This is a genomic window from Nonomuraea sp. NPDC049152 (genome assembly GCF_040648355.1).
Taxonomy (GTDB): Bacteria; Actinomycetota; Actinomycetes; order Streptosporangiales; family Streptosporangiaceae; genus Nonomuraea.
The window spans coordinates 1-23,950 of the sequence record NZ_JBEZDO010000035.1; the positions used below are offsets into that span (position 1 = coordinate 1).

Here is a 23,950-nt window from a genome sequence, read left to right on the forward strand (position 1 = left end):
TCCGGGCCGTCCTGCAGAAACTGAACCTGCGCGACCGCGTGCACGCGGTGATCCACGCGTACGAGAACGGGCTTGTGGGTCGCAACGATCTGCCTAACTGAATTCCATCCTGCCGGGTGGTCCCGTCTCACCCCTTAGGGTGATGTCGGCCGGTGACGCCCGGCCTAGGTTCGACGTCGTGTCCTTTCCACGTCTGTGCCTTCCGCTTGTGATCTCCCTGCTCGCGCTCGCCGTGCTGCTCGGCTGGACGGCACCGACCCTTGCCGGTGGCGAACGGCTGGTCGACGACTACCGCTCCGTCTACGGCACGCCGGGCGTCGCGGCGGCTGTCATCAACGGGTCGTCGGTCGAGAAGATCGTCCGCGGCCGGGACGGGGACGGCAACGCGGTGACGGCGGGACCCGGTTCCGGATCGCGTCTATGAGCAAGTCGATGACGGCGACGGCGATCATGCTGCTGACGGACCGATTCTCCGTGGACGACCCGGTCGTCAAGGTTCTCCCCGAGTTCAAGATGGCCGATCCGCGCTACACCAAGATCACCGTACGCTCATCGAGCTAGATCCTCGCGCCCGCACGAAACGAGGTCATCATGACTGCGTCCCCCACGCGCTCCAGTTCTGCCAGATCAACTATTATCGATGTCACGTGGTTTTTCGCGATCGCCGTCCTGCTGTGTTTCGCGCTGTCCGTTCCGATGGTCTTCCGGCTCGTCCCGACGGACTTCTACAACCTGATCACTCCGATCCTGCAACTGACCCCGCTGCTCGCAGCGATCATCATGTGGCTTGCCCGACGACCCGGAACGTTCCGAGAGACGTTCGCCACCAGGTGGCGCGGCACACCCAAGTGGGCCAGCATCGGCATCGGCCTCATCGCCGCGATCGCCGCGATCCAAACCGCCATCGCACTGGCATTGGGAATCTGGCAGCTCAACCCGCTTGACCAGATCTTCGCGGCGACCATGTGGATCGTTCCGGTCTTCCTCATGCAGTCGGTCTTCGCCATCGGCGAAGAGTTCGGCTGGCGCGGCTGGCTGGCGACGCGTGCCGCGTCATGGGGATTCTGGCCGCTGACCCTTGTCAGCGGTCTGGTCTGGATCGTCTGGCACCTGCCGGTCCTCGCCGTCATCGGTGATCGACCACCCTGGGACATCGTTATCTACTTCGCGGGCATGCTGCCATGGGCGCCGCTGTTGCTCGCACTTCGCTGGCAGTCGGGGAGTGTCTGGCCCGCGGTTTTGACGCACGGAGCGATCAACAGCGTCCGGGTGTACCTGCTGCAATCCGTCCCCAACGCAACGGATCACCTGCTCATCGAAGTGATCGGCTGGGTGCTCACGCTCGCCGCTGCCGTGTGGCTGATGCGCCCGAGCCAGGCGCAGTTCGTCCGCCGCGGAAGGCCTCGGGGGTGAGGCCGCCCTTCTCCATCAGGTTCGCGAGGTGCAGGCGTTCGGCCAGCTCGCGCGGCGGCGTGCGGTTGACCACCCTGGCGGCGCCGCTCTGGCTGTCGGCCACGTAGCGCGACAGCTCCTCGACGGCCACCCGTGCCGCACTCTCGAACTCCTCGATATCCCACATATGGCCATAATCAGGTCAGCGTGCGACGGCTGGCCAGCGTGCCCGAAACGTCAATTTCGGCCGCCCACCAGCTGGCTCGTCGATCCGCCGCGCGTGTTCGCCCTGGAGCTCCATGTGAAGATGTCCGCCATGACCCTTCGGATCAGCACCCTGGCCGAGCGGCCGGACCTCGCGGACACCCTGTGGGACATGCCGAACCCGTGGCCCGAGTTCATGCTCAACGACCTCCTCGCAGGGCTCTACTACACGGTCGCCACGAGCGACTTCGCCGACCACGTGCTCGTCGCGGTCGACGAGGACGAGCCAGGCACCATCGTGGCCAGGGCGTTCGCCGTGCCGTTCGAGCGGCCCGACGGCGACCTGCCCGACGGCGGTTGGGACACGGCGGTCCGCTGGGGAACGACCACCCGCAGGAGGGGAGCCACTCCCAACGCGATCTCCGCGCTCGAGATCACGATCAGGGAGGACCTCCAGGGCGGCGGCCTGTCCAAGCAGATGCTGGCCGCCATGCGGGCCAACGCGGCCAGGCTCGGGTTCACCGAGCTGCTCGCGCCGGTCAGGCCCAACCAGAAGCATCTCGAACCGCGCACGCCGATGGCGGAGTACGCCTTCCGCACCCGCGAGGACGGCCTGCCGTACGACGCGTGGCTACGGGTCCACGTGCGGGCCGGAGCGAAGATCGTGAAGGTGGCGCCCAGGTCGATGGTGGTGCCCGGCACGCTCGCCGAGTGGCGCGAGTGGACCGGGCTGCCCTTCGACCGCAGTGGTCCCGTCGAGGTGCCGAGGGCGCTCGCGCCCGTCCACGTCGACCTCGACCAGGACCACGCCGTCTACGTGGAGCCGAACGTCTGGGTCAGCCACCCACTGTGATCTGCTCGCCCGGCTTCAGCAGGCGCAGCCGGTCGGACAGGCCCGCCCGCTCGAAGGCCTCCACGAGGGTGTCGGGCCCCTGGGTGAAGTGCTGCCAGTGCTCGAAGTGCAGCGGCACCACGTCACGGGCGCCGAGGATGCGCGCGGCCTCGGCCGCGTCGGCGCTCGGCAGGGTCAGGTAGGCGTCGCCGAGGAGCGGCGTCCGCGCGCCTCCCACGAACAACACCGCCACGTCGATCGCGCCGACGCGGGCGCTGATGGCCCTGACCACGTCGAGCGAGGCGTTGTCGCCGCTGATGTACACGGTGGGGAGGCCGTCGCCCGACAGCACGAACCCGGTGACCTCGCCCACCAGGTGCTCGGTGCCGTCCGGCCCGTGCTGGGCCGGGACACCGGTGACGCGCAGCGCGCCGACTTCGACGCTCTCCCAGTTCGGCAGGGCCCTGACGGCGCCGCCGAGCCGTCCGGCGGCCTGTCCCGTCGACAGCACCAGCGGGACGGTCCCGAGGTAGGCCCTGCCCGCCGTGTCGAGGTTGTCGGGATGCTGGTCGTGTGAGAGCAGCACCAGGTCGGCGGGCTCGGGCCCGAAGGCGGGTCCCGCCGTCTTGGTGAGCACCCGCTCACCGATCGGGTACTCACCCGGCGGATCGAATGTCGGATCGACGACCAGCCGCACGCCGCCCAGCTCGATGACGGCGGTCGGGCCGCCCACGTAACGCATCTCCATGGCCTACAACGACATTCACCGGCTGGCGGCTATTCCCCCGAGCACGGTCACGATGAAACGATCCTCAGTCGCAGCGCTCCAGGAGCCGCCTCCGGTACGGCGGGCCGCTTCGGCGCGATCGGTGTGATCTTCACGTAGGCCGACCCCGCGGCCGGCCGCGGATCGGGCTCGCCGGCGTTCGGCCAGAACGCCATGGCGCGCTCGGCCTGCGCGGTGATGGTGAGCGAGGGGTTGACGCCGAGGTTGGCCGAGATCGCCGAGCCGTCCACGACGTGCAGCCCCTCGTAGCCGTAGACCCTGTGGTAGGGGTCGATGACCCCGCTCTCGCGGGAGTCGCCGATGGCGCAGCCGCCGAGGAAGTGCGCGGTCGCGGGGGTGTCGAACAGGTCCAGCCACGACCCGCCCGGCACGCCGCCGATCTCCTTCGCCGCGTGCCGTACCGCCTCGTGGCCCGCGGGGATCCACGTCGGGTTCCTGCCGCCCTCGCTGCGCAGGCCGAACAGCGACCTGCGGGTGGTGATGGCGTTGTGGTTGGCCTGCATGACCAGCGCGATGATCGTGCGCTCGGACCAGCGACGGAGGTTGAGCAGGCGCAGCGCGGTCAGCGGATCCTCGGCGACCTGGCGCAGGAACCCCCGCCACCTGGAGCGGTCGCCGTCGACGAGCAGGGTGCGCAGCAGGCCCATGGCGTTGGAGCCGTCGCCGTAGCGGACGGGCTCGATGTGGGTCTCGGCGTCGGGATGGATCGAGGAGGTGATCGCGACACCGCGGTTGAGCTTGTCGCCGCCGGTGGCCAGCCGCTCGAAGCCGAGCAGCGCCTCGGAGTTGGTGCGGGTCAGCGCGCCGAGCCTGGGCGAGAGCCGCGGCAGCGCGCCGGCCCTGAGCCGGTGCAGGAGCCGCTGCGTGCCGTAGGCGCCGGCCGCGAAGATCACCTGCTTCGCCCGGAACGTACGGCGCTGCCACGGGGCGCCCGTCCGGTGCGCGGTGACCAGGTAGCCGTCACCGTCGGGCCTGACCGAGACCGCCGTGCACTCGGGGTAGACCTTCGCGCCCGCCCGCTCGGCCAGGTAGAGGTAGTTCTTGGTCAGCATGTTCTTGGCGCCGTGGCGGCAGCCCGTCATGCATTCGCCGCACTCGACGCAGCCCTGGCGGACGGGGCCCGCGCCGCCGAAGTACGGATCCCGCCCCGAGGGCCCGAAGTAGACGCCGACGGGGGCCAGGCGGAACGTCTCCTCGACGCCCATCCTGGCCGCGACCTTCCTCATGACCTCGTCGGCGCGGGTGAGCGTCGGGTTCACGACCACGCCGAGCATGCGTTTGGCCTGGTCGTAGTAGGGAGCGAGCTCCGCCTTCCAGTCGGTGATCGCCGCCCACTGCGGATCGGCGAAGAACGGCTCGAGCGGCTCGTAGAGGGTGTTGGCGTAGACGAGCGAGCCGCCGCCGACCCCCGCGCCCGCCAACACCATGACCCGGGTGCCCTTCGCGCCGCCCAGCACGTGGATGCGCTGGATGCCCTTGAACCCGAGCCATGGCGCCCAGAGGAAGTCGCGCGCCCGCCAGGAGGTCTTCGGCAGCGTCGACTCGTCGAACCTGCGGCCCGCCTCCAGGACGCCGACCTTGTATCCCTTCTCGGTCAGGCGCAGGGCGGACACGCTGCCGCCGAAGCCCGAACCGATCACCACGACGTCGAAGCTCACTTCAGCCGCAGCCTCTTCATCGTCTTGAGCAGGCCCGACAGCAGGTCGGCGTACTTGTCGTACGGCATGCCCATCGGCGGGTCGAAGCCCAGCCACGAGGCCTGGCTGGCGACGTTCTGCACCTCGGTGAACTTCAGCAGCCCCTCGACCCCGTGCCTGCGGCCAAGGCCCGAGGCCTTCATGCCGCCCATCGGCGCGTCGTAGGAGGCGTAGGCCGAGCCGTACCCCTCGTTGATGTTGACGGTGCCCGCCTTCACCCGCGCGGCCAGCGCCCGCCCGCGCGCGGGGTTTCCCGTCCAGATGGAGGCGTTGAGCCCGTAGATGGTGTCGTTGGCCAGCGCCAGCACCTCCTCCTCCGAGGAGTACGGGTACAGGCTGACGACAGGGCCGAACGTCTCGTCGCGGCAGAGCGCCATGTCCTCGGTGACGCCCGTCAGCACGGTCGGCTCGTAGAACAGCGGGCCGAGGTCGGGGCGGGCCCTGCCGCCGGTCAGCACTTTGGCGCCCTTGTCCACCGCGTCGGTGACGTGCGCGACCACGCCGTCGAGCTGCCGCCGCGAGGTCAGCGAGCCCATCTGGATCGACCAGTCGCGGCCCGCGCCGAGCTTCATGCCCTCGACCTGGCGCACCAGGCGGTCGGCGAAGGCGTCGAAGATCGACTCGTGCACGTAGAGGCGCTCGATGGAGATGCACAGCTGGCCCGCGTTGGTGAAGCAGGCGCGGATCGCGCCCTGGGCCGCGACGTCGAGGTCGGCGTCGTCCAGCACGATCATCGGGTTCTTGCCGCCGAGCTCGAGCGAGCAGCCGATGAGCCGCTTGGCCGACTCCTCGGCGATCTTGCGTCCGCCGCGCGTCGACCCCGTGAAGGCGACGTAGTCGGCGCCGTCCATGAACGCGTCGCCGATGTCGGCGGGCTCGCCCAGCACGACCTGCCAGATCTCGCGCGGCATGCCGAGCTCGGTCAGCAGGTCGATGGTCCACAGCGTCGACTGCGAGGTCTGCGTGTCGGGCTTGTGCACGACCGCGTTCCCCGCCAGCAGCGCGGGCACCACGTCGCCGACGCCGAGCGAGAGCGGGTAGTTCCACGGCGAGATCAGCGCGACCACGCCCTTGGGGTGGCGCAGCTCGACCACGCGCGTGGCCATGGGGAAGATCCCCTTGCGGGCCTTCGGCGCGAGCAGCCCCGCGGCGCGGCGGGCGTAGTAGAGCGAGCAGCCCGCGACGTCGAGCACCTCCTCGAAGGCGTGCCTGCGGGCCTTGCCCGTCTCCTGCTGGACCACGTCGAGGATCTCGGCGCGCCGGTCGAGGATCGCGTCGTGCAGCCGCAGGAACGGCCTGGCGCGTTCGGCCGCGGGCAGCGCGGCCCATGCCTCCTGCGCGGCGCGGGCCCTTTCGTAGGCCGCGCGGACGTCGTCGGGGGTGGAGATCGGCATCGCGGCCAGTGGTTCGCCGGTGAACGGGACGTTGATCTCCTGCGTCCTTCCGCTGGAGACCACGTGGCTGAGGCTTTGCGGCATACCTGGAAGAATATTCGGTAGCGCAACCGTTATGGCGGCGCGAGAGAATTTCAGATGTGCCGTCCTTCGATCCGCTCAGGTCAGGAGACCCGGCCAGTCTCGGTGACTACACGATCGTCGGCAGGCTCGGCGACGGCAGCCAGGGCGTCGTCTACCTCGCCGCCGACCGCGCGGGCGCGCGTGTCGCGATCAAGTGGCTGCGTTTCGGCGACGCCGTCAGCACCGAGAGGTTCCTGCGCGAGGTCCGGGTCGCCCAGCAGGTCGCGCCCTTCTGCACCGCCCAGGCGCTGGCCACGGGCGCCGAGCACGACAGGCCCTACATCGTCAGCGAGTACATCGAAGGCCCCACCCTGCACGACGTCGTCAGGGAGCAGGGTCCACGCACCGGGCCGGCCCTGTACCGCCTCGCGATCGGCACCGCCACCGCGCTGGCCGCCATCCACCAGGCGGGCATCGTGCACCGCGACTTCAAACCGGCCAACGTCATCATCGCCCCCGACGGGCCCCGAGTGATCGACTTCGGCATCGCCAAGGCCCTCGACGCCACCTCCACGATCAGCACCTCGCCGGTGGGGACACCGTCGTTCATGGCGCCCGAGCAGTTCCTCGGCCACCAGGTGGGGCCCGCCGCCGACCTGTTCGCCTGGGCCTGCACGATCGCCTACGCCGCCTCTGGCAGGGCCCCGTTCGGCAGCGACACGATGCCCGCGGTCATCAACAGGATCCTCAACGCGCGACCCGACGTCTCGGATCTCGACGAGCCGCTGTCCGGGGTCGTGCACGCCTGCCTGTCCAAGGACCCCGCCCAGCGGCCCGACGCCGAGCAGGTCATCATGCGGCTGCTGCGGCACCCGGTGGCCCCCGGCGGCATGCTGCGGGAGGCCGCCGCCGCCTCCATGGTGGGCTCCACCTGCGCCTTCCCCGGCCGCGACCCTCCGCGCTCCCAGAGCTCAGGTGTGGGAGGACCTCCGCCGCGAGGCCCCGCCGAACCGCCATGGGGAACCGGGCACGGATGGGCGCCGCCCGCCGCCCATCCCCCGATGACCCGTCCGACGCCGCTCAGGAAGAGCAGGAAAAGGCTGGTCGCCGGGTTCGCCGCGGCGCTCACCGCACTGCTCCTCGTCGTGGTGGCCGTCGCCGTACCGTGGGGGCGGATCTTCGGCCGGGTCACGCCCTCGGCTTCGCCTGCCGTACCCACCCGCCCGGCCGTGCCCACGCGGGGGCTGGCCGAGCAGCGGCTGCCCGGCACGCAGGCCACCCTCTTCGAGCACCCCGACGATCCGATCATGCTCACGTCGTACGACCTCTACGACAAGAGCACCAAGGAGTGGGTGAACTACGCCAGGGACACGCTGACGAGCCCGTTCCGCCTCTACGGCGGTTACGCGGAGACCATGCTCTCCCCCGACGGCCGCTACCTCGCCAGACGCAGCAAGAACTACACCTCCGACCGCTACGACTCCATCGAGATCGTCGACGCGAGGACCCGCGGGAAGAAGGCCGCCGTCAAGACCGTCAAGGAGCCGCTGGTGAGCAGCATCAGCGCCTGGTCGAAGGACGGCTCGAAGATCCTGCTCAACGTCGAGCAGGTGAAGGGCGAGAACACGCTCAGCCTGGGCTTCGCCATCGTCGACGTGGCGGCGCGGAAGGCGAGCGTGGTCACGATGGCGGGCAAGGACGACAGCTCGTTCGGATGGGATGGCCAGACCCGGGGCGTGGTCCGCCTCTACGGCTCCGACCTGCGCTTCTTCGACGCCGCGGGCAACAAGCTGCGCGACGCCCTCGACGTCGGCGAACTTCCCATCGGCACGCAGGACATCTTCTCCCCCTCGGGAAGGTCGTTCGCCACGAAATGCCCCGGAGGCGATGACGGCGAACTGTGCCTGTGGGACAGCGAGTCGGGCAAGAGGCTGCGCAGTCTCACCACCTTCTGCGACAAGTTCCTCGGCTGGTACGACGAGACCCATCTGTACTGCTGGGAGCAGGACAACGCCCCCAAGCACCGCGTCCAGGTCGTCGACTTCGCCGGCAGCGAGGTCCGCACCCTGCTCGACATCCCGGACGGCGACGGCTTCAGCCCCAACTTCGTCAGGACCACATGAACCGTTCGGCGTCCTTCCGCCGGAGACCGCCTGGCTGAGGGCTTCACGACACTCCTGGAAGAATATTCGGTGGCTCAACCGTTATGGCGACCCGGGAGAATTCCCTCTATGCCGCCCTACGATCAGCTCAGATCTGGAGACCCGGCCAGACTCGGCGACTACACGCTCCTCGGCAGGCTCGGCGAAGGCGGCCAGGGCGTCGTCTACCTCGCCGCCGACAGGACGGGCGCGCGTGTCGCGATCAAATGGCTGCGTCCGGGCGACACGGTCAGCGCCGAGAGGTTCCTGCGCGAGGTCCAGGTCGCCCAGCAGGTGGCGCCCTTCTGCACGGCGCAGGTCCTGGCCACGGGCGCCGAGCACGACAGGCCCTACATCGTCAGCGAGTACATCGAGGGCCCCTCCCTGCAGCGCGTGGTGCAGGAGCAGGGCCCGCGCACCGGGCCCGCCCTCCATCGCCTCGCGATCGGCACCGCGACCGCGCTCGCCGCGATCCACCAGGCGGGCATCGTGCACCGCGACTTCAAGCCCGCCAACGTCATCATCGCCCCCGACGGGCCCCGTGTGATCGACTTCGGCATCGCCAGGGCGCTGAACGCCACCTCCACGATCAGCTCCTCGCCCGTGGGCACGCCGTCGTTCATGGCTCCCGAGCAGCTGCTCGGCCACCAGGTGGGGCCCGCGGCCGACCTGTTCACCTGGGCCAGCACAATCGCCTACGCCGCCTCTGGCAGGGCCCCGTTCGGCAGCGACACGATGCCCGCGGTGATCAACAGGGTGCTCAACGCGCCGCCCGACGTGTCGGGCCTCGACGAGCCGCTGCGCGGGGTGGTGCACGCCTGCCTGTCGAAGGACCCGTCCCAGCGGCCCACGGCCGAGCAGGTCATCATGCGGTTGCTGCAGCACCCGGTGACCCCCGGCGGCATGCTGCAGGAGGCCGCGGCGGCCGCCTCCATGGCGGTCCCGCCGCACGCCTTCTCCGCCCCCGGTGCGCCGCACCCGCAGGTGTCTCATCCCGGCTTCGCCCCGCACGGCCACACAGGCCCGCCGCCTCCCCCGGCGCAGTGGGCGCCGCAGGGCCCGCAACAGGGATGGGCGCAACCCCCGACCCATCCGGCGGGCGCCTACCCTCCTCCGCCGAAGAAGAGCAGAACGGGGCTGGTCGTCGGGCTCGCGGCGGGCGCCGCCGCGCTGCTCGTCGTCATCGCGGTCATCGCGGTGCCTTGGGGGAGGCTGTCCGGGCGCGCCACGCCCTCGCCGTCGTCAGCCGCGCAGACGCGCGCGTCCACCCCTTCGGTCACGCCCTCGCCCACGGGCGTGCCCACGCAGGGGCTGGCCAAGCAGCGGCTGCTCGGCACGCAGGCCACGGCCTACGAACACCCCGACGACCCGATCACGCTCACCTCCTACGAGGTCTACAACAAGAACTCCAAGGAGTGGGTCAACTACGCCAGAGGGGCGCTGAAGGGCCCGTTCAGCCGTTACGGCGGCAACTGGGAGACCCTGCTGTCCCCCGACGGCCGCTACCTCGCGGGACGCAGCAAGAACTACACCTCCGACCGCTACGACTCCGTCGAGATCACCGACCGGGAGACCGGCAAGAAGACCTCGATCAAGACCGTCAAGGAGCCGCTGATCAGCAGCGTCCGCGCCTGGTCGAGCGACGGCTCGAAGATCCTGCTCAACGTCGAGCAGTCCAAGGGCGACGACTGGCTCTACCTGGGATTCGCCATCGTCGACGTGGCCGCGAAGAAGGCGGATGTGGTCAAGGTGACGGGCAAGAGCTCCTACGGCTGGGACGGCGAGAACGAGGGCGTGGTCAACCTCTTCGGCTCCGACCTGCGCTTCTTCGACGCCTCCGGCCACAAGGTGCGCGACGTCGTCAACGTCGGCGAGCTGCCTGCGGGCACCCAGGACATCTTCTCCCCCTCGGGCCGGTCGTTCGCCACCCGCTGCCCCGATGGCGACTCGGGTGAGCTGTGCCTCTGGGACAGCGGCTCGGGAGACCGGGTGCGCAAGATCTCCTCCTCCTGCGACAAGCTCCTCGGCTGGTACGACGAGACCCATCTCTACTGCTGGGAGCTCGACAACGCCGCAAAGGACCGCATCCAGGTCGTCGACTTCGCCGGCAAGGAGGTCCGCACCCTGCTCGACATCCCGGACGGCGTCGGCTTCAGCCCGACCCTCACCAGGACCTCATGAACCGTTCCGCGCGCCCGCCCGTGTAAGGGGTCATGAAGACGTTGATCCGGACGGCACTCACCGCCGCCGCCCTCGCGACGGCGGCCGCCGCCTGCTCCGCCTCCGTCGCCCCACGCGCATCGGCGCCACTCGACCTGAGCGACGTGAAGCTGGTCTCCTACAGCAGCTGCGACGACATGCTGTCCGGGCTGCGCGAGAACACGGCCAAGAACGTCTCGTCGTGGGGCCTCGGCGGGCCGCCCATCATGTACATGGAGCGCTCGGACGTCGCGGGCAAGGCCGTCCCCCAGGCGACGGCCGACGGCAAGGGCGCCGAGCATTCCACCACGAACGTGCACGAGCAGGGCGTCGACGAGCCCGACCTGGTCAAGACCGACGGCAAGCGGGTCATCACCGTCAGCCACGGCAAGCTCCGCGTCATCGACGCGGCCACCAAGAAGGTCACGGGCACGCTCGAACTGGCCAAGGAGAACTGGGTCGCGGGCGACCTGCTGGTGTCGGGCGACAGGGCCCTGGTGCTGTTCAACGGCGGCGGCATCCCGTTCGGCGCCGTCGCCAAGCGCGCCTTCGCGCCCACCGGCGGCCCGCAGTACGTGCTCGTGGACCTGTCCGGCGAACCCAAGCTCCTCGGCACCATCGAGCCGAACGGCATGCACGTGGACGCCAGGCTCGTGGGCTCCACGGTACGGCTCGTCGTGCGCAGCCAGCCCGACATCACCTTCCCGCAGCCGCGCGAGGACGTGCCCGAGGCCGAGCGCATCAAGGTCAACCAGGCCGTCGTACGGCAGGCGCCGATCTCGGCGTGGCTGCCGAAGTTCACCATCACCGACGCGGCGGGCAGGTCGCGCGCGGAGGCGGTGAAGTGCGAGCAGGTCAGCCACCCCGACGAGTACACGGGGACGTCGCTGCTGACGGTCCACTCCATCGACCTGACGCAGGACCTGGCGGCCTCGGCGGCCAACCCGATCGCCGTGGCGGCGGACGGCGACACCGTCTACGGGACGGGAACCAGTCTGTACGTCACGAGCAACCCGCGCTGGTGGTTCCCCGTGCCGATCGAGCCGATTCCGGTGGCGGACACGCCTGTGCCGTCGGCCACCGAGTCCGGAGCGGGCACGTCCGCGCCCTCCGACCCGCCCTCCGACCCGCCCTCGAACGCGCCGTCGGACGCGCCGTCGGCGACCGCCTCCGCCCCTCCGGCCTCCGCCGACACCTCCACCAGCTCGTCGGGCTCGGTGCTCGCCCCCATCGACGAGCCGACTCCCACGGGATCCGCGGCGCCGCCGACCAGCCCTGCCGTCCCGCCGGAGGAGACCGAGGTCCACCGCTTCGACATCAGCCGGCCGGGCGCGCCCAAGTACGTCGCGTCCGGCAAGGTCCCCGGCAGACTGCTGAACCAGTACGCCATGTCGGAGTACGAGGGCAACCTGCGCGTGGCCACCACCACGGCCGATCAGAAGACCAGCTCCAGCGGTGTCTACGTGCTGCGCGCCGACACCCTGGCCAAGATCGGCGAGGTCGGCGGCCTGGGCAGGAACGAGCGCATCTACTCGGTCCGCTTCATCGGCCCCGTCGGGTACGTGGTGACCTTCCGGCAGGTCGACCCGCTCTACACCCTCGACCTGCGCGACCCCGCGGCGCCGAAGGTGACGGGCGAGCTCAAGATCACCGGCTACTCCGCGTATCTGCACCCGGCGGGCGAGGGACGCCTCATCGGGCTCGGCCAGGAGGCCAGCGAGAAGGGCAGGACGCTCGGCACCCAGGTCTCGCTGTTCGACGTCAGCGACCCTGCCAACCCGCGGCGGCTGTCGCAGCTGTTCCAGAAGGACTCGGGGTCCGAGGCCGAGTGGGACCCGCACGCGTTCCTGTACTGGCCCAAGACCGGGACCGCCGTCATCCCCGTGTCGAGCTACAAGAACGGGCAGTCCGAGTCGGGGGCGATGGTGCTGAAGATCACCGACAGCGGGGTGAGCGCGGCGGGCACGATCAAGCACCCGCGGGTGAAGGAGGGCGACTACACCTACGAGCCGAACATCCAGCGTTCTGTGGTGATCGGTGACTCGCTGTGGACGGTGTCGCCTTCGGGGATCAAGGTCAACGACCTGAACACGCTGGACGAGCAGGCCTGGATCCCGCTCACCTGACCCTCGGCCGCTCCCGGATCCCCGGTCTCTCGTCTCTCGAGGGGCCGGGGATCGGCCGTACCTCGTGGACTCGTCAGGGGCGGGTGTGTGTGGGGAGGGCGACGGGGACGATCTCCGGCGCGCCCAGGCGGATCGCGTCGGCCTCGTGGTCGGTGTCCTGCTCCTGGGAGAGCCGCTCGGCCTCCACCCGCTTGCAGAAGTACTCGACCTCCCTCTTCACGTGATCGTCGTCCCATTCCAGCGGCCCCGCCATCAGCTCGGCCGCCTCCTGCGCCACGGCGAGCCCCCGGTGGAAGGTCTCGATGGAGATGTGGGTCCGCCGGGTCAGCACGTCGTTGAGGTGCCTGGCCCCCTCATGGGTCGCCGCGTAGACGATCTCGGCGCGCAGGTAGTCGTCGGCCCCGTTCAGCGGCCTGGCCAGCGAGCGGTCCTCCTCGATCAGCTCCAGCACCTCGTCGATGAGCGAGCCGTACCGCTGAAGTAGGTGTTCGATGCGCGCCACGTGCAGACCCGAGCTGCGGGCGAGCCGGTGACGGGAGTTCCACAGCGCCGGGTATCCCTCGGCCCCCACCAGCGGGACGCGGTCGGTGCAGGAGACGGGCACGCGCTGGTCGAGGCCGTGCGCGACCGCGTCGACCGCGTCCTTGGCCATCACCCTGTACGTGGTGTACTTTCCGCCCGCGATCATCACCAGGCCCGGGACCGGGTGGGCGACCACGTGCTCCCTGGACAGCTTGGAGGTCTCCTCCGACTCCCCGGACAGCAGCGGGCGCAGCCCGGCATAGACACCCTCGACGTCGTCCCTGGTCAGCGGCACCGACAGCACCGCGTTGACGTGGTCGAGCAGGTAATCGATGTCGACCCGCGAGGCGGCGGGGTGCGCCCTGTCGAGCGTCCACTCGGTGTCGGTGGTGCCGATGATCCAGTGCCTGCCCCACGGGATCACGAAGAGCACGGACTTCTCGGTGCGCAGGATGATCCCGGTCAGGGAGTGGATGCGGTCGCGCGGGACCACCAGGTGGATGCCCTTGGAGGCGCGCACGTGGATCTGGCCCCTGCCGCCGACCAGTTCCTGGATGTCGTCGGTCCACACCCCTGTGGCGTTGACGACCTGGCGGGCCCTGATCTCCACCTCGGTGGAGCTCTCCAGGTCGCGCACCCGCACGCCGGTGACCCGCTCGCCTTCGCGAAGGAAGCCGACCACCTGCGCCCGCTGTGCCACGTGCGCGCCGTAGGCGGCCGCGGTGCGGAGCATGGTCATCACGTAGCGGGCGTCGTCGACCTGGGCGTCCCAGTACTGCACGGCGCCGGTGAAGGAGCTGCGCTTCAGCGCGGGGGCCAGCCGCAGCGCCCTGCTCCTGGACAGGTGCCTGTGCCCCGGTACGCCACGGCTGAGGCCCGAGGCGAAGCCGAGCGTGTCGTAGAGGGCCACGCCCGCCCCGACGTAGGGGCGTTCCCATCCGAAGTGGGTCATCGGAAAGAGGAACGGCACCGGCCGTACCAGGTGGGGGGCGATGCGCTGGAGCAGCAGCGCCCGCTCCTGCAGCGCCTCCCTGACCAGCTCGAAGTTGAGCTGCTCGAGGTAGCGCAGGCCGCCGTGGATCAGCTTGGAGGATCGGGAGGAGGTACCCGAGGCGAAGTCGCGCGCCTCGAGAAGCCCGACGGACAGGCCGCGGGTGGCGGCGTCGAGCGCCACACCCGCGCCCACGACGCCGCCGCCCACGACGACCACGTCAAGCTCTCGTTCCGCCAGCGCGGCCAGCGCGGCCGATCTCTCGGCGGGGCCGAGCCTGGAGGCTCCGATGTTCGCCGTCATGAAACGAAACGTACCCGCTTTCGTCTTGGTCGAGCGTTAACGGACTTTGAGCTGCGCCACAACATTGGCGTGCCCGCTCACGCGCGGATGACCTTCACCCCGGCGTCCGCGAACCCGCTCGCCATCTCGTCGGACAGCCGCTCGTCGGTCACGAGCGTGTCGATCTGGTTGATGGGGCAGATCCTGGCGAAGGCCCGCTTGCCCAGCTTGGAGGAGTCGGCCACGACCACGACCTGGGCGGCCCTGCCGATGAGCAGGCTGTTGACCGAGGCCTCGCCCTCGTGGTGCGCGGAGGCGCCGAGCTCAACGTCGAGCGCGTCGACCCCGAGGAAGGCCACATCCAGTGTCACCTGTTCGAGCACGCCGCCGGCCAATGGTCCGATGAGCTCGTACGACTGTGGCCTGGCCACCCCTCCCGTCACCACGATCTTCACGTGCTGGCGGACGGTGAGCTCGGAGGCGATGTTGAGCGCGTTGGTGACGATCGTGAACCCGGCCTCGAGCGTCGAGCGGGTGGCCAGCGCGCGGGCCAGTTCCGAGGTGGTGGTGCCGCCGTTCATCCCGACCACGGCCCCAGGGGAGACCAACTCGGCCGCGGCGGACGCGATGCGGTGCTTCTCGTCGGCGTGCCGCGCGGTCTTGTAACGAAGGGGCAGGTCGTAGCTGACACTCTGCGCGACGGCGCCGCCGCGGGTGCGCATGAGCATCTGCTGCTGAGCGAGTTGGTCGAAGTCACGGCGGATGGTCGCGGTGGAGACGTCGAGCGCCTGGGCCGCCTCCTCGACCGAGAGCCGTCCCTCCTCTGCGAGCAGCTCAAGGATCGAGTTCCAACGGTCATAACGGCTCATGGGGGCAAGCGTGGCACATCCGATGACCGACCTACTAGCACTGCACAGTCATGCTCTTTTCTGATATAAAAAGAGCAGAAACAAACACAATTGGGAGGAAGCCGTGACCACCCACACCGAGGCCGAGATCGCGTCTCAGCCCGACTGCTGGCGTCGTGCCGTCGAGAGCATCCCGGCCGACGCCCTGCCCAAGCCGGGCGAGCGGGTCGCCGTGGTCGGCTGTGGCACCTCCTGGTTCATCGCGATGGCCTACGCCACCCTCCGCGAGCAGGCGGGCCTGGGCGAGACCGACGCCTTCGCCGCGTCGGAGGCGCCGCTCGGCCGTACCTATGACAGGGTGCTCGCGCTGACGCGCTCGGGCACCACCACCGAGGTCCTCGACCTGCTCGGCAAGGCAGCCGAGGCCGGCACCAGGACCACGGCCATCACCGCCGACCCCGGCACCCCCGTCATGACGCTGGCCGACGAGGTCATCGTCCTCGACTACGCCGACGAGCGGTCGGTCGTGCAGACCCGCTTCGCCACGACCCAGCTCGCGCTGCTGCGCGCCAGCCTCGGCGAGGACCTCACCAAGGCCATCGCCGACGCGACGGAGGCCGTCTCCGCCCCCCTGGGCGCCGAGTTGATCGAGGCCGAGCAATTCAGCTTCCTCGGCACCGGCTGGTCGGTCGGCCTGGCGCAGGAGGCGGCGCTGAAGATGCGCGAGGCCTCCAGGTCGTGGACCGAGGCGTACCCGGCGATGGAGTACCGCCACGGTCCGATCAGCATCGCGGGACCCGACCGCGTCACCTGGATGCTCGGCACGGCCCCCGAGGGCCTGCGCGAGCAGGTCGAAGTCACCGGCGGCACGTTCTTCGAGACCTCGCTCGACCCGATGGCCGAGCTGATCCGCGCCCAGCGGGTCGCGGTCGCGCGCGCCTTCGCCCGCGGTCTCGACCCCGACGAGCCGATGCACCTCACGCGATCTGTGATTCTTTCTTCATGAGCCTTACTCTCGCCGACGCCCGTATCGCGACTCCCGAGGGAGTTCACGACGGGTGGCTGACCATCGAAGACGGCCGCATCACGCATGTCGGTCACGGACCCGCCCCCCGAGCGGGCCACAGCCTGGCCGGGCGGCTGGTCGTGCCCGGCTTCGTCGACATCCACAACCATGGCGGCGCGGGCGGGTCCTTCCCGACTGGTCAGCAGGACAAGGCGCGCGACGCCGTCGCGCTCCACGAGAGTCATGGCACCACCACGATGGTCGCGAGCCTGGTGACGGGGACGATCGAGGACATCGCCGCCGCCACCTCGTCCCTCGCCGACCTGTGCGAGGAGGGGATCCTCGCCGGCATCCACTTCGAGGGTCCCTACATCTCCAGGGCGCGTTGCGGCGCGCACAACCCCAGGCTGCTGCGCGAGCCCGACCCGAAGGAGTTCGGCGAGCTGGTCAAGGCGGGGCGCGGCCACGTGCGCATGCTGACCATCGCCGCCGAGCTGCCGGGAGCGCTCGACACCATCCGTACGGCGGCCGCCGAAGGCGTCATCGCCGCCCTCGGCCACAGCGACGCCACCTACGAGCAGACGATCGCCGGCATCGACGCGGGCGCGAGCGTCGCCACCCACCTGTACAACGCGCTCCCGCCGCTCGGGCACCGCATGCCCGGCCCCATCGCGGCCCTCCTGGAGGACGAGCGCGTCACCGTCGAGCTGATCAACGACGGCGTCCACGTCCACCCCGCCATGCTGCGCCTCGCCTACACCGTCGCGGGCCCCGAGCGCACGGCGCTGATCACCGACGCGATGGCCGCCACCGGCATGGGCGACGGCACCTACGTGCTCGGCTCCATGCAGGTCGACGTCAGCAACGGCGTGGCCCGCCTGGCCGAGGGCGGTTCCATCGCGGGCAGCACCCTCACCATGGACGTCGCCTTCCGCCGCGCCGTCCAGCAGGTCGGGCTCTCCATCGCCGAGGCCGTCGAGATCTCCTCGCTGACCCCCGCCCGCGTGCTCGGCATCGCCGACGAGGTGGGGTCCATCGCCGCGGGCAAGGTCGCCGACCTGGTCGTTCTCAACGATTCCTTCAAGGTCGCCGGCGTCATGAAGCGCGGCGGCTGGATCACGGAGCCCTGATGATCCTCACCGTCACGCTCAACGCCGCCCTCGACGTCACCTACCAGGTGCCCGACGCCGACTGGGACGGGGTGAACCGGGTCTCCTCGGTGCACAGGCGTGCCGGTGGCAAGGGCGTCAACGTCGCGCGGGTGCTCGCCGCCCTCGGCCGCGAGGTCGTGGTGGCGGGCCTCGCGGGCGGGCCAACGGGCGAGGCCATCCGCGCCGACCTGGACGCCGCGGGCCTGCCCTCCGCGCTCACCCCCATCTCCGGCGACTCCCGCACCACGCTGGTGATCCACTCGGGCACCACGGCGCTGTTCAACGAGCCGGGCCCGCTCGTGACCGGCGACGAACTCGACCGCTTCCTGGCCGGCTTCGAGCACCTGGCCAAGGACGCCGAGGCCGTCGTGATCTCCGGCAGCCTTCCCCGGGGCGTCCCCTCCGACCTCTACGCCACGCTCGCCGCCATGAGCGGCGCGCCCACGATCGTCGACGCCGACGGCGAACCGCTGCGCCACGCGCCCAAGGGCCGGCCCTCGATCGTCAAGCCCAACAAGGACGAGTTGGCCCGCGCCTTCCCTGACGGCGGCGCCGAGGCCGTCCTGGCCGAGGGGGCGGGGGCGGTCGTCGTGTCCATGGGCGAGGAAGGGCTGCACGCCATCACGCCTGCGGGAACGTTTCGCGCGCGCATGCCGTACCGGGTGGAGGGCAACCCCACGGGCGCGGGTGACGCGCTGGTGGCGGGGCTCGCCCTGGGCCTGGTAGAGGACCTGCCGTGGCCCGACCTGCTGCGCAGGGCGGCCGCGCTGGGAGCAGCCGCCGTCGCCGCGCCCGTGGCGGGCGACTTCGATCGTGGCGTGTTCGACGCCATCCACTCCGAGATCGTCATCGCCTAGAAACGCTTAGAAGGAGCCCCATGCCTCTCGTCGGCATCGCAGAGATCGTCAGCAGCGCGAAGGCGGGCGTCGGCGCGTTCAACGTGATCCAGCTGGAGCACGCGACCGCGATCGTCGCGGGCGCGGAGGCCGCGGGCGCGCCCGTGGTGCTGCAGATCAGCGAGAACGCCGTCCGCTACCACGGCGCGCTCGAACCCGTCGCCCTCGCCACGCTCGCCGTCGCCAGGCGCGCGGCCGTGCCCGTCGCCGTCCACCTGGACCACGCCACCGACAGGGCGCTGGTCGAGGAGGCCGTCGCGCTGGGCCTCGGCTCGGTCATGTTCGACGCCTCCGCGCTGCCCGACGAGGAGAACGTCGCCGCCACCGCGCAGGTCGTCGCCCACTGCCACGCCCACGGCGTCTGGGTGGAGGCCGAGCTCGGCGAGGTCGGCGGCAAGGACGGCGTCCACGCCCCCGGCGCCCGCACCAAGCCGCACGAGGCCGTCGACTACGTCGCCCGCACCGGCGTCGACGCCCTGGCCGTCGCCGTCGGCACCTCCCACGCGATGACGACCAAGGACGCGGTGCTCGACCTGGCGCTGATCGCCGAGCTGCACGCCGCCGTGCCGGTGCCGCTGGTCCTGCACGGCTCCTCTGGGGTGTCCGACGACAACCTGCGCGACGCCGTACGGCACGGCATGAAGAAGATCAACATCGCCACGCACCTCAACAAGGCCTTCACCGGGGCCGTCAGGGAGTACCTGGCCAACGATCCCAAGGTCGTCGACTCCCGCAAGTACCTCAAGGCCGGCCGCGAGGCGGTGGCGCGCGAGGTCACCCACCTGCTCGGCGTCCTTTCCTGAACCGGAGACGCGCCCGTCACGTGTGAAAGGGCATGCGCCTACTAGCCGCCCTCGCCTTGATCGCCGCCATCGTCCTTGTTCCCGCCGGTACGGCCTGCGCCTGCGACTGCGTCGCCTTCGTGCCGAAGGAGGGCATGGAGAGGGCTGCCGCGGTGTTCACGGGAACGGTGAAGGACACGAGGCGGCCCACGGGATCGCCCCTCGGCCCCCCGCCGCCCTACGTGGTCACCTTCGTGGTGGACCAGGTCTACAAGGGCGAACGCGTGGCGACGGTCGAGGTGGCGACCAACGCCGACGAGGCCTCGTGCGGGTACCGGTTCGCGGTGGGGGCGCGCTATCTGGTGTTCGCGTCGTCGGGGCCGCGGGAGAGCGGACTGTTCTCGACGGATCCCGGCACATCGCTCTACTCGTCGCTGTGCGCGGGCAACGTGGCGCTCAGGCCGGGGAGCGGCCCGCTGCGCAGGGGTGACGAGGCCGCCGCGCCGGGGTTCGCCGGGCAGCCGATCACGAAGGAGCTGCTCGCCACCCTCGGCACGCCTACCCCCGCCCCCTCGGCCATGTCACCGGAGAGCGGCCCTCCCCTGACCCCCGTCGCGGCCTCCTCGCATGGAGCCGGCCTCCCGTGGGGACCGATCACCGGCGGCGCGGTCGTGGCGTCGGGCGCGGGAGCGCTGGCGTGGCTCCTGCTCAGGCGGCGCCAGGACCGCTGACGCCTATGCGCCGTCCAGCGCCCGCAGCACTCGCTCGACCTGCCGCCGGAAGGTGCCAGGCGGGTTGCGCGGGCCCTCCCCCGACAACAGGAACAGCCACGTCAACGCCTGCAGCCGGCGGCACTCCCGCATCCTGGAGGCCTCGTCCCTGTCGAGTTCGACCGAGGCCAGCACGTCCACCTCGCCGTCGACCCACGCCGACACGTGCTCTGCGAGCTCGGCCAGCTCGAAGGCCCGGTCGGAACGGCCCGAGTCCTCGAAGTCCACGACGCGCACCCGCTCGCCGTCCCAGAGGAAGTTGGCGAGGTTGCCGTCGCCCGCGCCGAACGCCGGCCGTACGCCGGCCGTGCTCGGCCGCCAGCCGTCCAGCCATCTGGCGCCCTCCTTCACCGCCCGATCGGCCAGGCCGCCCCTGGGCCGCCACCCGGAGCACCAGGCGCGCACCTGCGCGGCGAGCTGCGCGGTCTGCCACGGCCGTTCGGGCAGGTCCCGCAGGACCCGCGGGGGCACCGCCGAGTGCATCGCCCCGAGCGCCTCGGCCAGCCCCGCGAGAGGCGCGGGCGCCGGCGTCATGCCGCGCAACGAGGCCCCCGCCAGCCTGGACATGACCACCACGCCGGGCTGGAAGTCGATCGGCGCCGGTGCGAGCCCTGGCGCGTGCTCGGCCAGCAGGGTGAGCGCGCGCCACTCGCGCTCGGCGCCGCCCGCTTTCCCGTCGGTGAACCGTTTGGTGACCACCTCGCCCTCGAACGAGACAGCGTGGGTGTTCTGAAGATCGGCCATCACAGCCGTGCAGTCTAGGTGTAGGAGGGCTGGACGTTCGTGACACCTCGCTGGAGTTGTGAAGCGGGTGGCTGGCCACCGGCACCGCTGTGTGGCCGGTGGTAGTTGTAGTGGATGTTCCATACCGCGATCGCGGCTGATCGTGCATCCTCGCTGGTGAACTCGTGGGCGTAGAGCAGTTCCTCGGCAAGATCCGCTGGTATCGCTCGACTTTGCCGTTGTGCCGAGGGGTGTAGGGCTTGGTCTTCTGATGCCGGGTCTGGCTGCCGATGATTCGAGCGAAGTCGCCGGATCGGTAGCAGGCACCGTTGTCGGTGATGACCCGGTGGATGTGAGTGATGCCATGTGCGGCGAACCAAACCTTCGCCCGAGCGAGGAAAGCAGCTGCGGTGGCGCCCTTCTCGTCGGCCAGAGGTTCGGTGTAGGCAAGACGGGAGAAGCCATCGACGATGGAGTGCAGATAGACGTAGCCGCGCTTGGCGCCCGCAGACTTCGCTCGGCCGGCGAACTTGGCCTGGTCGCTGCCGCGACCGTGGATGCGCCAGCCGCCGCCGTCCGGGATCCGGCCTACCTTCTTCACATCGAGGTGCGCCATGTGTCCGGGCCACCTGGCGATGATCTTGCCCGGCTTGCGGTTGTTCTCGCCGTTCGGATCGATGAACCTGCGCTGTCCAAGGCCGAGTCGAGCCAGATGTCTGGTGACCGTGCGGCGATGGATGCGGACCCCGGTGGCGAGTAGTTCGTCGGTGATCCGCTGGGCGGACCACTTCTTCTCTCGTCGCCAGGTTTCGATCCGTTCGATGACCTCTGACGGTGTTGCGTTCGGGCTGGAATGCGGGGTCGAAGGCCGGTCCTGGAGCCCGACCTCACCGTGGCGACGCCAGCGATTGACCCACTTGCTGGCGCAGGCCCGCGAGATCCCCATCTCGGCGGCGACATGAGCGATTGGACGGGTTCGGCAGCGCTTGATGAGTCGTCGACGTCCCTCGATGCTCAGTGGAGCGTTCGCGTGGGTCATCGGATCGCCTGACCGACGCGGGGTGTAATGAATCGCAGGAGCGGCAGGGCGATGAGCAGTGCGATCGCAACCAGGAGGCCACTGACCCATACCGGGCCGAGATCGCCAGCATTGGCCCCGAGCGCCGTTGCTGCAACGACGGGGCCGCCAGCAGCACCGATGTTGAGCGCCGCGGTCGCATACGACCCTCCCATGGTGGGGGCGCCTGCTGCCTCATAGAGCACCCGGGCGATCAAGGTGCTGCCCAACGCGAAGGAAAGCGTGCCCTGCACGAACACGAGGAGCAGAAGCGCCGCGGGCTGGGCAGCCAGGGCCGCCAACGCGACCCAGCCGAGCAACAGCAACGGGCCACCGACTGCGATCACGATGCCCGGATGCTGATCGGAGAGCCGTCCCGCAAGGGTGACGCCGACGAAGGACCCAACACCAAAGAGCACCAGTACGACCGAGACCCACAGCTCGCCTAGGCGGGCGGTGTCTGTCACGATCGGTGCCAGGAAGGTGAACGTGGCGAAGGTGGCAGCGTTGACCAGGGCACCGAGCAGCATGACCACGAGCAACCTGGGCATCGCGAGCTGGGCGATCTCGTCCCGAAGAGACGAGCCGGCCGGAGTGTCCTGAGGGGTCTTTCCGGCACGGGCCGGGATGCCCTTCACGACGCCGAAGGCGGCGGGAAGGCAGAGCAGTGCGATCACCCAGAAGGTTGCCCGCCAGCTAAGCAACGTGCCGAGCAGCGCACCGCCGGGAACTCCAGCGATGGTGGCCACCGTCGTCCCCGAGAGCAGCACCGCCAGTGCACGCCCCTTCTGATCAGGTGCGACGAGCGTGGCCGCCGTGCTCAGTGCCACAGCCAGGAAGCCCGCATTGGCCAGGGCAGCGATCACCCGCGTGACCAGCAGAACCGCGAAACTCGCCGTGAGGGCACCCACGACGTGGGCCACGGCGAAAACCAGCACGAAGCCCAGCAGACTGGCCCGGGCAGGCCACCGGCGCGCAAGCGCCGCCATCAGCGGCGCGCCGACGATCATCCCGACAGCGAACGCCGAGATCAAAAGCCCGGCGGCGCCGACCGACACGTCGAGGCTTGTGGCGATGTCCGGCACCAGGCCGGCGAGCATGAACTCCGAGGTGCCCATGGCGAAGACCGCCACGGCAAGCAGGTAGAGCGGCAGAGGCATCACGAGCTCCGAGGTGAGAGAGAACGAGAAGGAGACGTCTCGTCACCGCGGCCAGCGACCCAAGGGTGCGCACAAATATCCCACGCAGCAAAAACTGCTGGGAAGCGGACTAAGAACTCAGCGGTTCAGGGGGCTGACGGCGTGACCGAAAGCCCCCACCTTGGATGCCTCAGGGCTCGACATGACGCAAACGCTACTCAAACCACAGGTCATCAAGCAACCGGGTTCCGGAGGGCGAGCGTCGTCAACCTCGTGCCCCGCAACATCTAGGCAACGGCACCCTCAGCCGGGGATCAACCGCTCGACCGCCCGCACGACCAGCTCCTCAGCATCCTCCGCCGAGAACACCTCCGGCAGCGTCAGCCGCTCCACGATCAGCCAGTTCAGCGCCAGGTAGAGCAGCTTCACCGTGGTCGCGTCGCCGGGCAGCCCCGACTCCAGGTGGTACTTCACGTTCATGTCCACGTCGGCGCGGATCCGCTCGGTCAGCACGGCCCGCAACTCCGGCCTGCGCGTCGCCTCCAACCGCAGCTCCAGCAGCGCGAGGTACCCGGTGGAGTAGGCGGTGATCCGCCCCACCATCGCCTTGAGCAACTGGATGGTCCTGTCCTGGTCGCGCGGCCCTTCCATGGTGAGCGCCATGGTCGCCTCGTCGGGCTGGAGCCGCTCGTAGATGCGCCCTCCCGCCTGGGTCAGCAGGTCGTCACGGCTGGAGAAGTAGTTGGAGGCCGTCCCCGTCGGCACCTCCGCCTGCGCGTCCACCGCCCTGAACGTCAGCCCCCTCGCGCCTTCGCGTGCCAGCACCTCGATGGCGGCATCGACGAGCGCGGCCCGCCGTTCGCGGTTCTTCCTCACTTGACACCACTCCAGATGTAGTACTACGTTGAGACCACTTCAAGCAGAGTACTACATACGGAGTTCCTACTG

The 23,950-nt window shown here is 70.0% G+C and carries 21 protein-coding genes and 1 pseudogene; 12 read left to right on the top strand and 10 right to left on the bottom strand.

Translation table 11 applies throughout. The features are described from left to right. Nucleotides 1–178: 178 nt before the first annotated feature. From AB0B45_RS42150 to AB0B45_RS42160, 3 genes are read left to right on the top strand one after another with little or no spacing between them, the layout of a single operon-like run. Nucleotides 179–424, top strand: a complete 246-nt coding sequence (locus AB0B45_RS42150; RefSeq protein ID WP_358143096.1) for a hypothetical protein — start codon at nt 179–181, stop codon at nt 422–424. Beyond that, complete coding sequence (locus AB0B45_RS42155; RefSeq protein WP_358143098.1) at nt 421–561, top strand: hypothetical protein; 141 nt, start codon at nt 421–423, stop codon at nt 559–561. The genes AB0B45_RS42150 and AB0B45_RS42155 overlap by 4 nt, the downstream gene beginning before the upstream one ends. A 30-nt stretch (nt 562–591) precedes the next feature. Next, complete coding sequence (locus AB0B45_RS42160; protein WP_358143100.1) at nt 592–1,413, top strand: CPBP family intramembrane glutamic endopeptidase; 822 nt, start codon at nt 592–594, stop codon at nt 1,411–1,413. Here AB0B45_RS42160 and AB0B45_RS42165 read toward each other — a convergent pair. Beyond that, nucleotides 1,337–1,579 (bottom strand): hypothetical protein, encoded by a 243-nt coding sequence (locus AB0B45_RS42165; protein ID WP_358143102.1) that lies wholly within the window; start codon nt 1,577–1,579, stop codon nt 1,337–1,339. The two genes, AB0B45_RS42160 and AB0B45_RS42165, sit on opposite strands and share 77 nt — an antisense overlap. Nucleotides 1,580–1,708: 129 nt before the next feature. Here AB0B45_RS42165 and AB0B45_RS42170 point away from each other — a divergent pair, with 129 nt between their 5' ends. Next, a complete protein-coding gene (locus tag AB0B45_RS42170) occupies nt 1,709–2,449 on the top strand; it encodes an N-acetyltransferase (RefSeq protein WP_358143104.1) in 741 nt (246 codons plus the stop codon). Here the strand turns inward: AB0B45_RS42170 and AB0B45_RS42175 are convergent. From AB0B45_RS42175 to AB0B45_RS42185, 3 genes are read right to left on the bottom strand one after another with little or no spacing between them, the layout of a single operon-like run. Then, nucleotides 2,433–3,176: an MBL fold metallo-hydrolase gene (locus AB0B45_RS42175; protein WP_358143106.1), complete on the bottom strand. Its 744-nt coding sequence runs from the start codon at nt 3,174–3,176 to the stop codon at nt 2,433–2,435. The two genes, AB0B45_RS42170 and AB0B45_RS42175, sit on opposite strands and share 17 nt — an antisense overlap. A 47-nt stretch (nt 3,177–3,223) precedes the next feature. Next, nucleotides 3,224–4,873, bottom strand: coding sequence for a GMC family oxidoreductase (locus AB0B45_RS42180; RefSeq protein ID WP_358143108.1), 1,650 nt, complete (start codon nt 4,871–4,873; stop codon nt 3,224–3,226). Next, a complete protein-coding gene (locus tag AB0B45_RS42185) occupies nt 4,870–6,390 on the bottom strand; it encodes a succinic semialdehyde dehydrogenase (protein ID WP_358143110.1) in 1,521 nt (506 codons plus the stop codon). The genes AB0B45_RS42180 and AB0B45_RS42185 overlap by 4 nt, the downstream gene beginning before the upstream one ends. 56 nt (nt 6,391–6,446) lie before the next feature. Here AB0B45_RS42185 and AB0B45_RS42190 point away from each other — a divergent pair, with 56 nt between their 5' ends. From AB0B45_RS42190 to AB0B45_RS42200, 3 genes are all read left to right on the top strand, one after another. After that, entirely contained in the window at nt 6,447–8,492 is a 2,046-nt protein-coding gene (locus AB0B45_RS42190; protein WP_358143112.1) for a WD40 repeat domain-containing serine/threonine protein kinase, read from the top strand. A 108-nt stretch (nt 8,493–8,600) separates the two neighbouring features. Then, entirely contained in the window at nt 8,601–10,691 is a 2,091-nt protein-coding gene (locus tag AB0B45_RS42195; protein WP_358143114.1) for a protein kinase, read from the top strand. Nucleotides 10,692–10,723: 32 nt separating this feature from the next. After that, nucleotides 10,724–12,835: a beta-propeller domain-containing protein gene (locus AB0B45_RS42200; RefSeq protein ID WP_358143116.1), complete on the top strand. Its 2,112-nt coding sequence runs from the start codon at nt 10,724–10,726 to the stop codon at nt 12,833–12,835. Nucleotides 12,836–12,908: 73 nt separating this feature from the next. Here AB0B45_RS42200 and AB0B45_RS42205 read toward each other — a convergent pair whose 3' ends face one another. Both AB0B45_RS42205 and AB0B45_RS42210 read right to left on the bottom strand, forming a co-directional pair. Beyond that, complete coding sequence (locus AB0B45_RS42205; RefSeq protein WP_358143117.1) at nt 12,909–14,651, bottom strand: glycerol-3-phosphate dehydrogenase/oxidase; 1,743 nt, start codon at nt 14,649–14,651, stop codon at nt 12,909–12,911. 77 nt (nt 14,652–14,728) lie between these two features. Next, entirely contained in the window at nt 14,729–15,499 is a 771-nt protein-coding gene (locus AB0B45_RS42210; protein WP_358143119.1) for a DeoR/GlpR family DNA-binding transcription regulator, read from the bottom strand. Between the two features lie 103 nt (nt 15,500–15,602). On the opposite strand from AB0B45_RS42210, the gene AB0B45_RS42215 reads away from it, so the two are divergent. From AB0B45_RS42215 to AB0B45_RS42235, 5 genes are read left to right on the top strand one after another with little or no spacing between them, the layout of a single operon-like run. After that, nucleotides 15,603–16,484 (top strand): SIS domain-containing protein, encoded by an 882-nt coding sequence (locus AB0B45_RS42215; RefSeq protein WP_358143121.1) that lies wholly within the window; start codon nt 15,603–15,605, stop codon nt 16,482–16,484. Next, nucleotides 16,481–17,614, top strand: a complete 1,134-nt coding sequence (gene nagA / locus AB0B45_RS42220) for an N-acetylglucosamine-6-phosphate deacetylase (RefSeq protein ID WP_358143123.1) — start codon at nt 16,481–16,483, stop codon at nt 17,612–17,614. Before AB0B45_RS42215 ends, nagA begins: the two co-directional genes overlap by 4 nt. Beyond that, on the top strand, nt 17,614–18,492 hold the full coding sequence (locus AB0B45_RS42225; protein ID WP_358143125.1) for a 1-phosphofructokinase family hexose kinase: 879 nt from the start codon (nt 17,614–17,616) through the stop codon (nt 18,490–18,492). The genes nagA and AB0B45_RS42225 overlap by 1 nt, the downstream gene beginning before the upstream one ends. Nucleotides 18,493–18,512: 20 nt before the next feature. Further along, entirely contained in the window at nt 18,513–19,334 is an 822-nt protein-coding gene (locus AB0B45_RS42230; RefSeq protein WP_358143127.1) for a class II fructose-bisphosphate aldolase, read from the top strand. Between the two features lie 32 nt (nt 19,335–19,366). After that, complete coding sequence (locus AB0B45_RS42235; RefSeq protein ID WP_358143129.1) at nt 19,367–20,044, top strand: hypothetical protein; 678 nt, start codon at nt 19,367–19,369, stop codon at nt 20,042–20,044. A gap of 3 nt (nt 20,045–20,047) precedes the next feature. On the opposite strand, the gene AB0B45_RS42240 is transcribed toward AB0B45_RS42235, so the two are convergent. The 4 genes and pseudogenes from AB0B45_RS42240 to AB0B45_RS42255 form a co-directional block, all read right to left on the bottom strand. Beyond that, entirely contained in the window at nt 20,048–20,827 is a 780-nt protein-coding gene (locus AB0B45_RS42240; protein ID WP_358143273.1) for an aminoglycoside phosphotransferase family protein, read from the bottom strand. Nucleotides 20,828–20,841: 14 nt separating this feature from the next. Then, nucleotides 20,842–21,845: pseudogene (locus tag AB0B45_RS42245) on the bottom strand (IS481 family transposase). After that, the gene (locus AB0B45_RS42250) at nt 21,842–23,023 is read right to left on the bottom strand and encodes a Cmx/CmrA family chloramphenicol efflux MFS transporter (protein WP_358143131.1); all 1,182 of its coding nucleotides are present in this window, start codon (nt 23,021–23,023) and stop codon (nt 21,842–21,844) included. The pseudogene AB0B45_RS42245 and the gene AB0B45_RS42250 overlap by 4 nt, the downstream one beginning before the upstream one ends. A gap of 282 nt (nt 23,024–23,305) precedes the next feature. Next, the gene (locus tag AB0B45_RS42255) at nt 23,306–23,878 is read right to left on the bottom strand and encodes a TetR family transcriptional regulator (protein WP_358143133.1); all 573 of its coding nucleotides are present in this window, start codon (nt 23,876–23,878) and stop codon (nt 23,306–23,308) included. Nucleotides 23,879–23,950 lie beyond the last annotated feature (72 nt).

Bases quoted from the DNA above. Each gene is read 5' to 3' on its own strand.
- AB0B45_RS42230 (WP_358143127.1), top strand. From the start codon at position 18,513: ATGCCTCTCGTCGGCATCGCAGAGATCGTCAGCAGCGCGAAGGCGGGC.
- AB0B45_RS42165 (WP_358143102.1), bottom strand. From the start codon at position 1,579: ATGTGGGATATCGAGGAGTTCGAGAGTGCGGCACGGGTGGCCGTCGAG.
- AB0B45_RS42195 (WP_358143114.1), top strand. From the start codon at position 8,601: ATGCCGCCCTACGATCAGCTCAGATCTGGAGACCCGGCCAGACTCGGC.
- AB0B45_RS42225 (WP_358143125.1), top strand. From the start codon at position 17,614: ATGATCCTCACCGTCACGCTCAACGCCGCCCTCGACGTCACCTACCAG.
- AB0B45_RS42170 (WP_358143104.1), top strand. From the start codon at position 1,709: ATGACCCTTCGGATCAGCACCCTGGCCGAGCGGCCGGACCTCGCGGAC.
- AB0B45_RS42250 (WP_358143131.1), bottom strand. From the start codon at position 23,023: ATGCCTCTGCCGCTCTACCTGCTTGCCGTGGCGGTCTTCGCCATGGGC.
- AB0B45_RS42200 (WP_358143116.1), top strand. From the start codon at position 10,724: ATGAAGACGTTGATCCGGACGGCACTCACCGCCGCCGCCCTCGCGACG.
- AB0B45_RS42235 (WP_358143129.1), top strand. From the start codon at position 19,367: ATGCGCCTACTAGCCGCCCTCGCCTTGATCGCCGCCATCGTCCTTGTT.
- nagA (WP_358143123.1), top strand. From the start codon at position 16,481: ATGAGCCTTACTCTCGCCGACGCCCGTATCGCGACTCCCGAGGGAGTT.
- AB0B45_RS42155 (WP_358143098.1), top strand. From the start codon at position 421: ATGAGCAAGTCGATGACGGCGACGGCGATCATGCTGCTGACGGACCGA.
- AB0B45_RS42240 (WP_358143273.1), bottom strand. From the start codon at position 20,827: ATGGCCGATCTTCAGAACACCCACGCTGTCTCGTTCGAGGGCGAGGTG.
- AB0B45_RS42210 (WP_358143119.1), bottom strand. From the start codon at position 15,499: ATGAGCCGTTATGACCGTTGGAACTCGATCCTTGAGCTGCTCGCAGAG.
- AB0B45_RS42160 (WP_358143100.1), top strand. From the start codon at position 592: ATGACTGCGTCCCCCACGCGCTCCAGTTCTGCCAGATCAACTATTATC.
- AB0B45_RS42205 (WP_358143117.1), bottom strand. From the start codon at position 14,651: ATGACGGCGAACATCGGAGCCTCCAGGCTCGGCCCCGCCGAGAGATCG.
- AB0B45_RS42175 (WP_358143106.1), bottom strand. From the start codon at position 3,176: ATGGAGATGCGTTACGTGGGCGGCCCGACCGCCGTCATCGAGCTGGGC.
- AB0B45_RS42185 (WP_358143110.1), bottom strand. From the start codon at position 6,390: ATGCCGCAAAGCCTCAGCCACGTGGTCTCCAGCGGAAGGACGCAGGAG.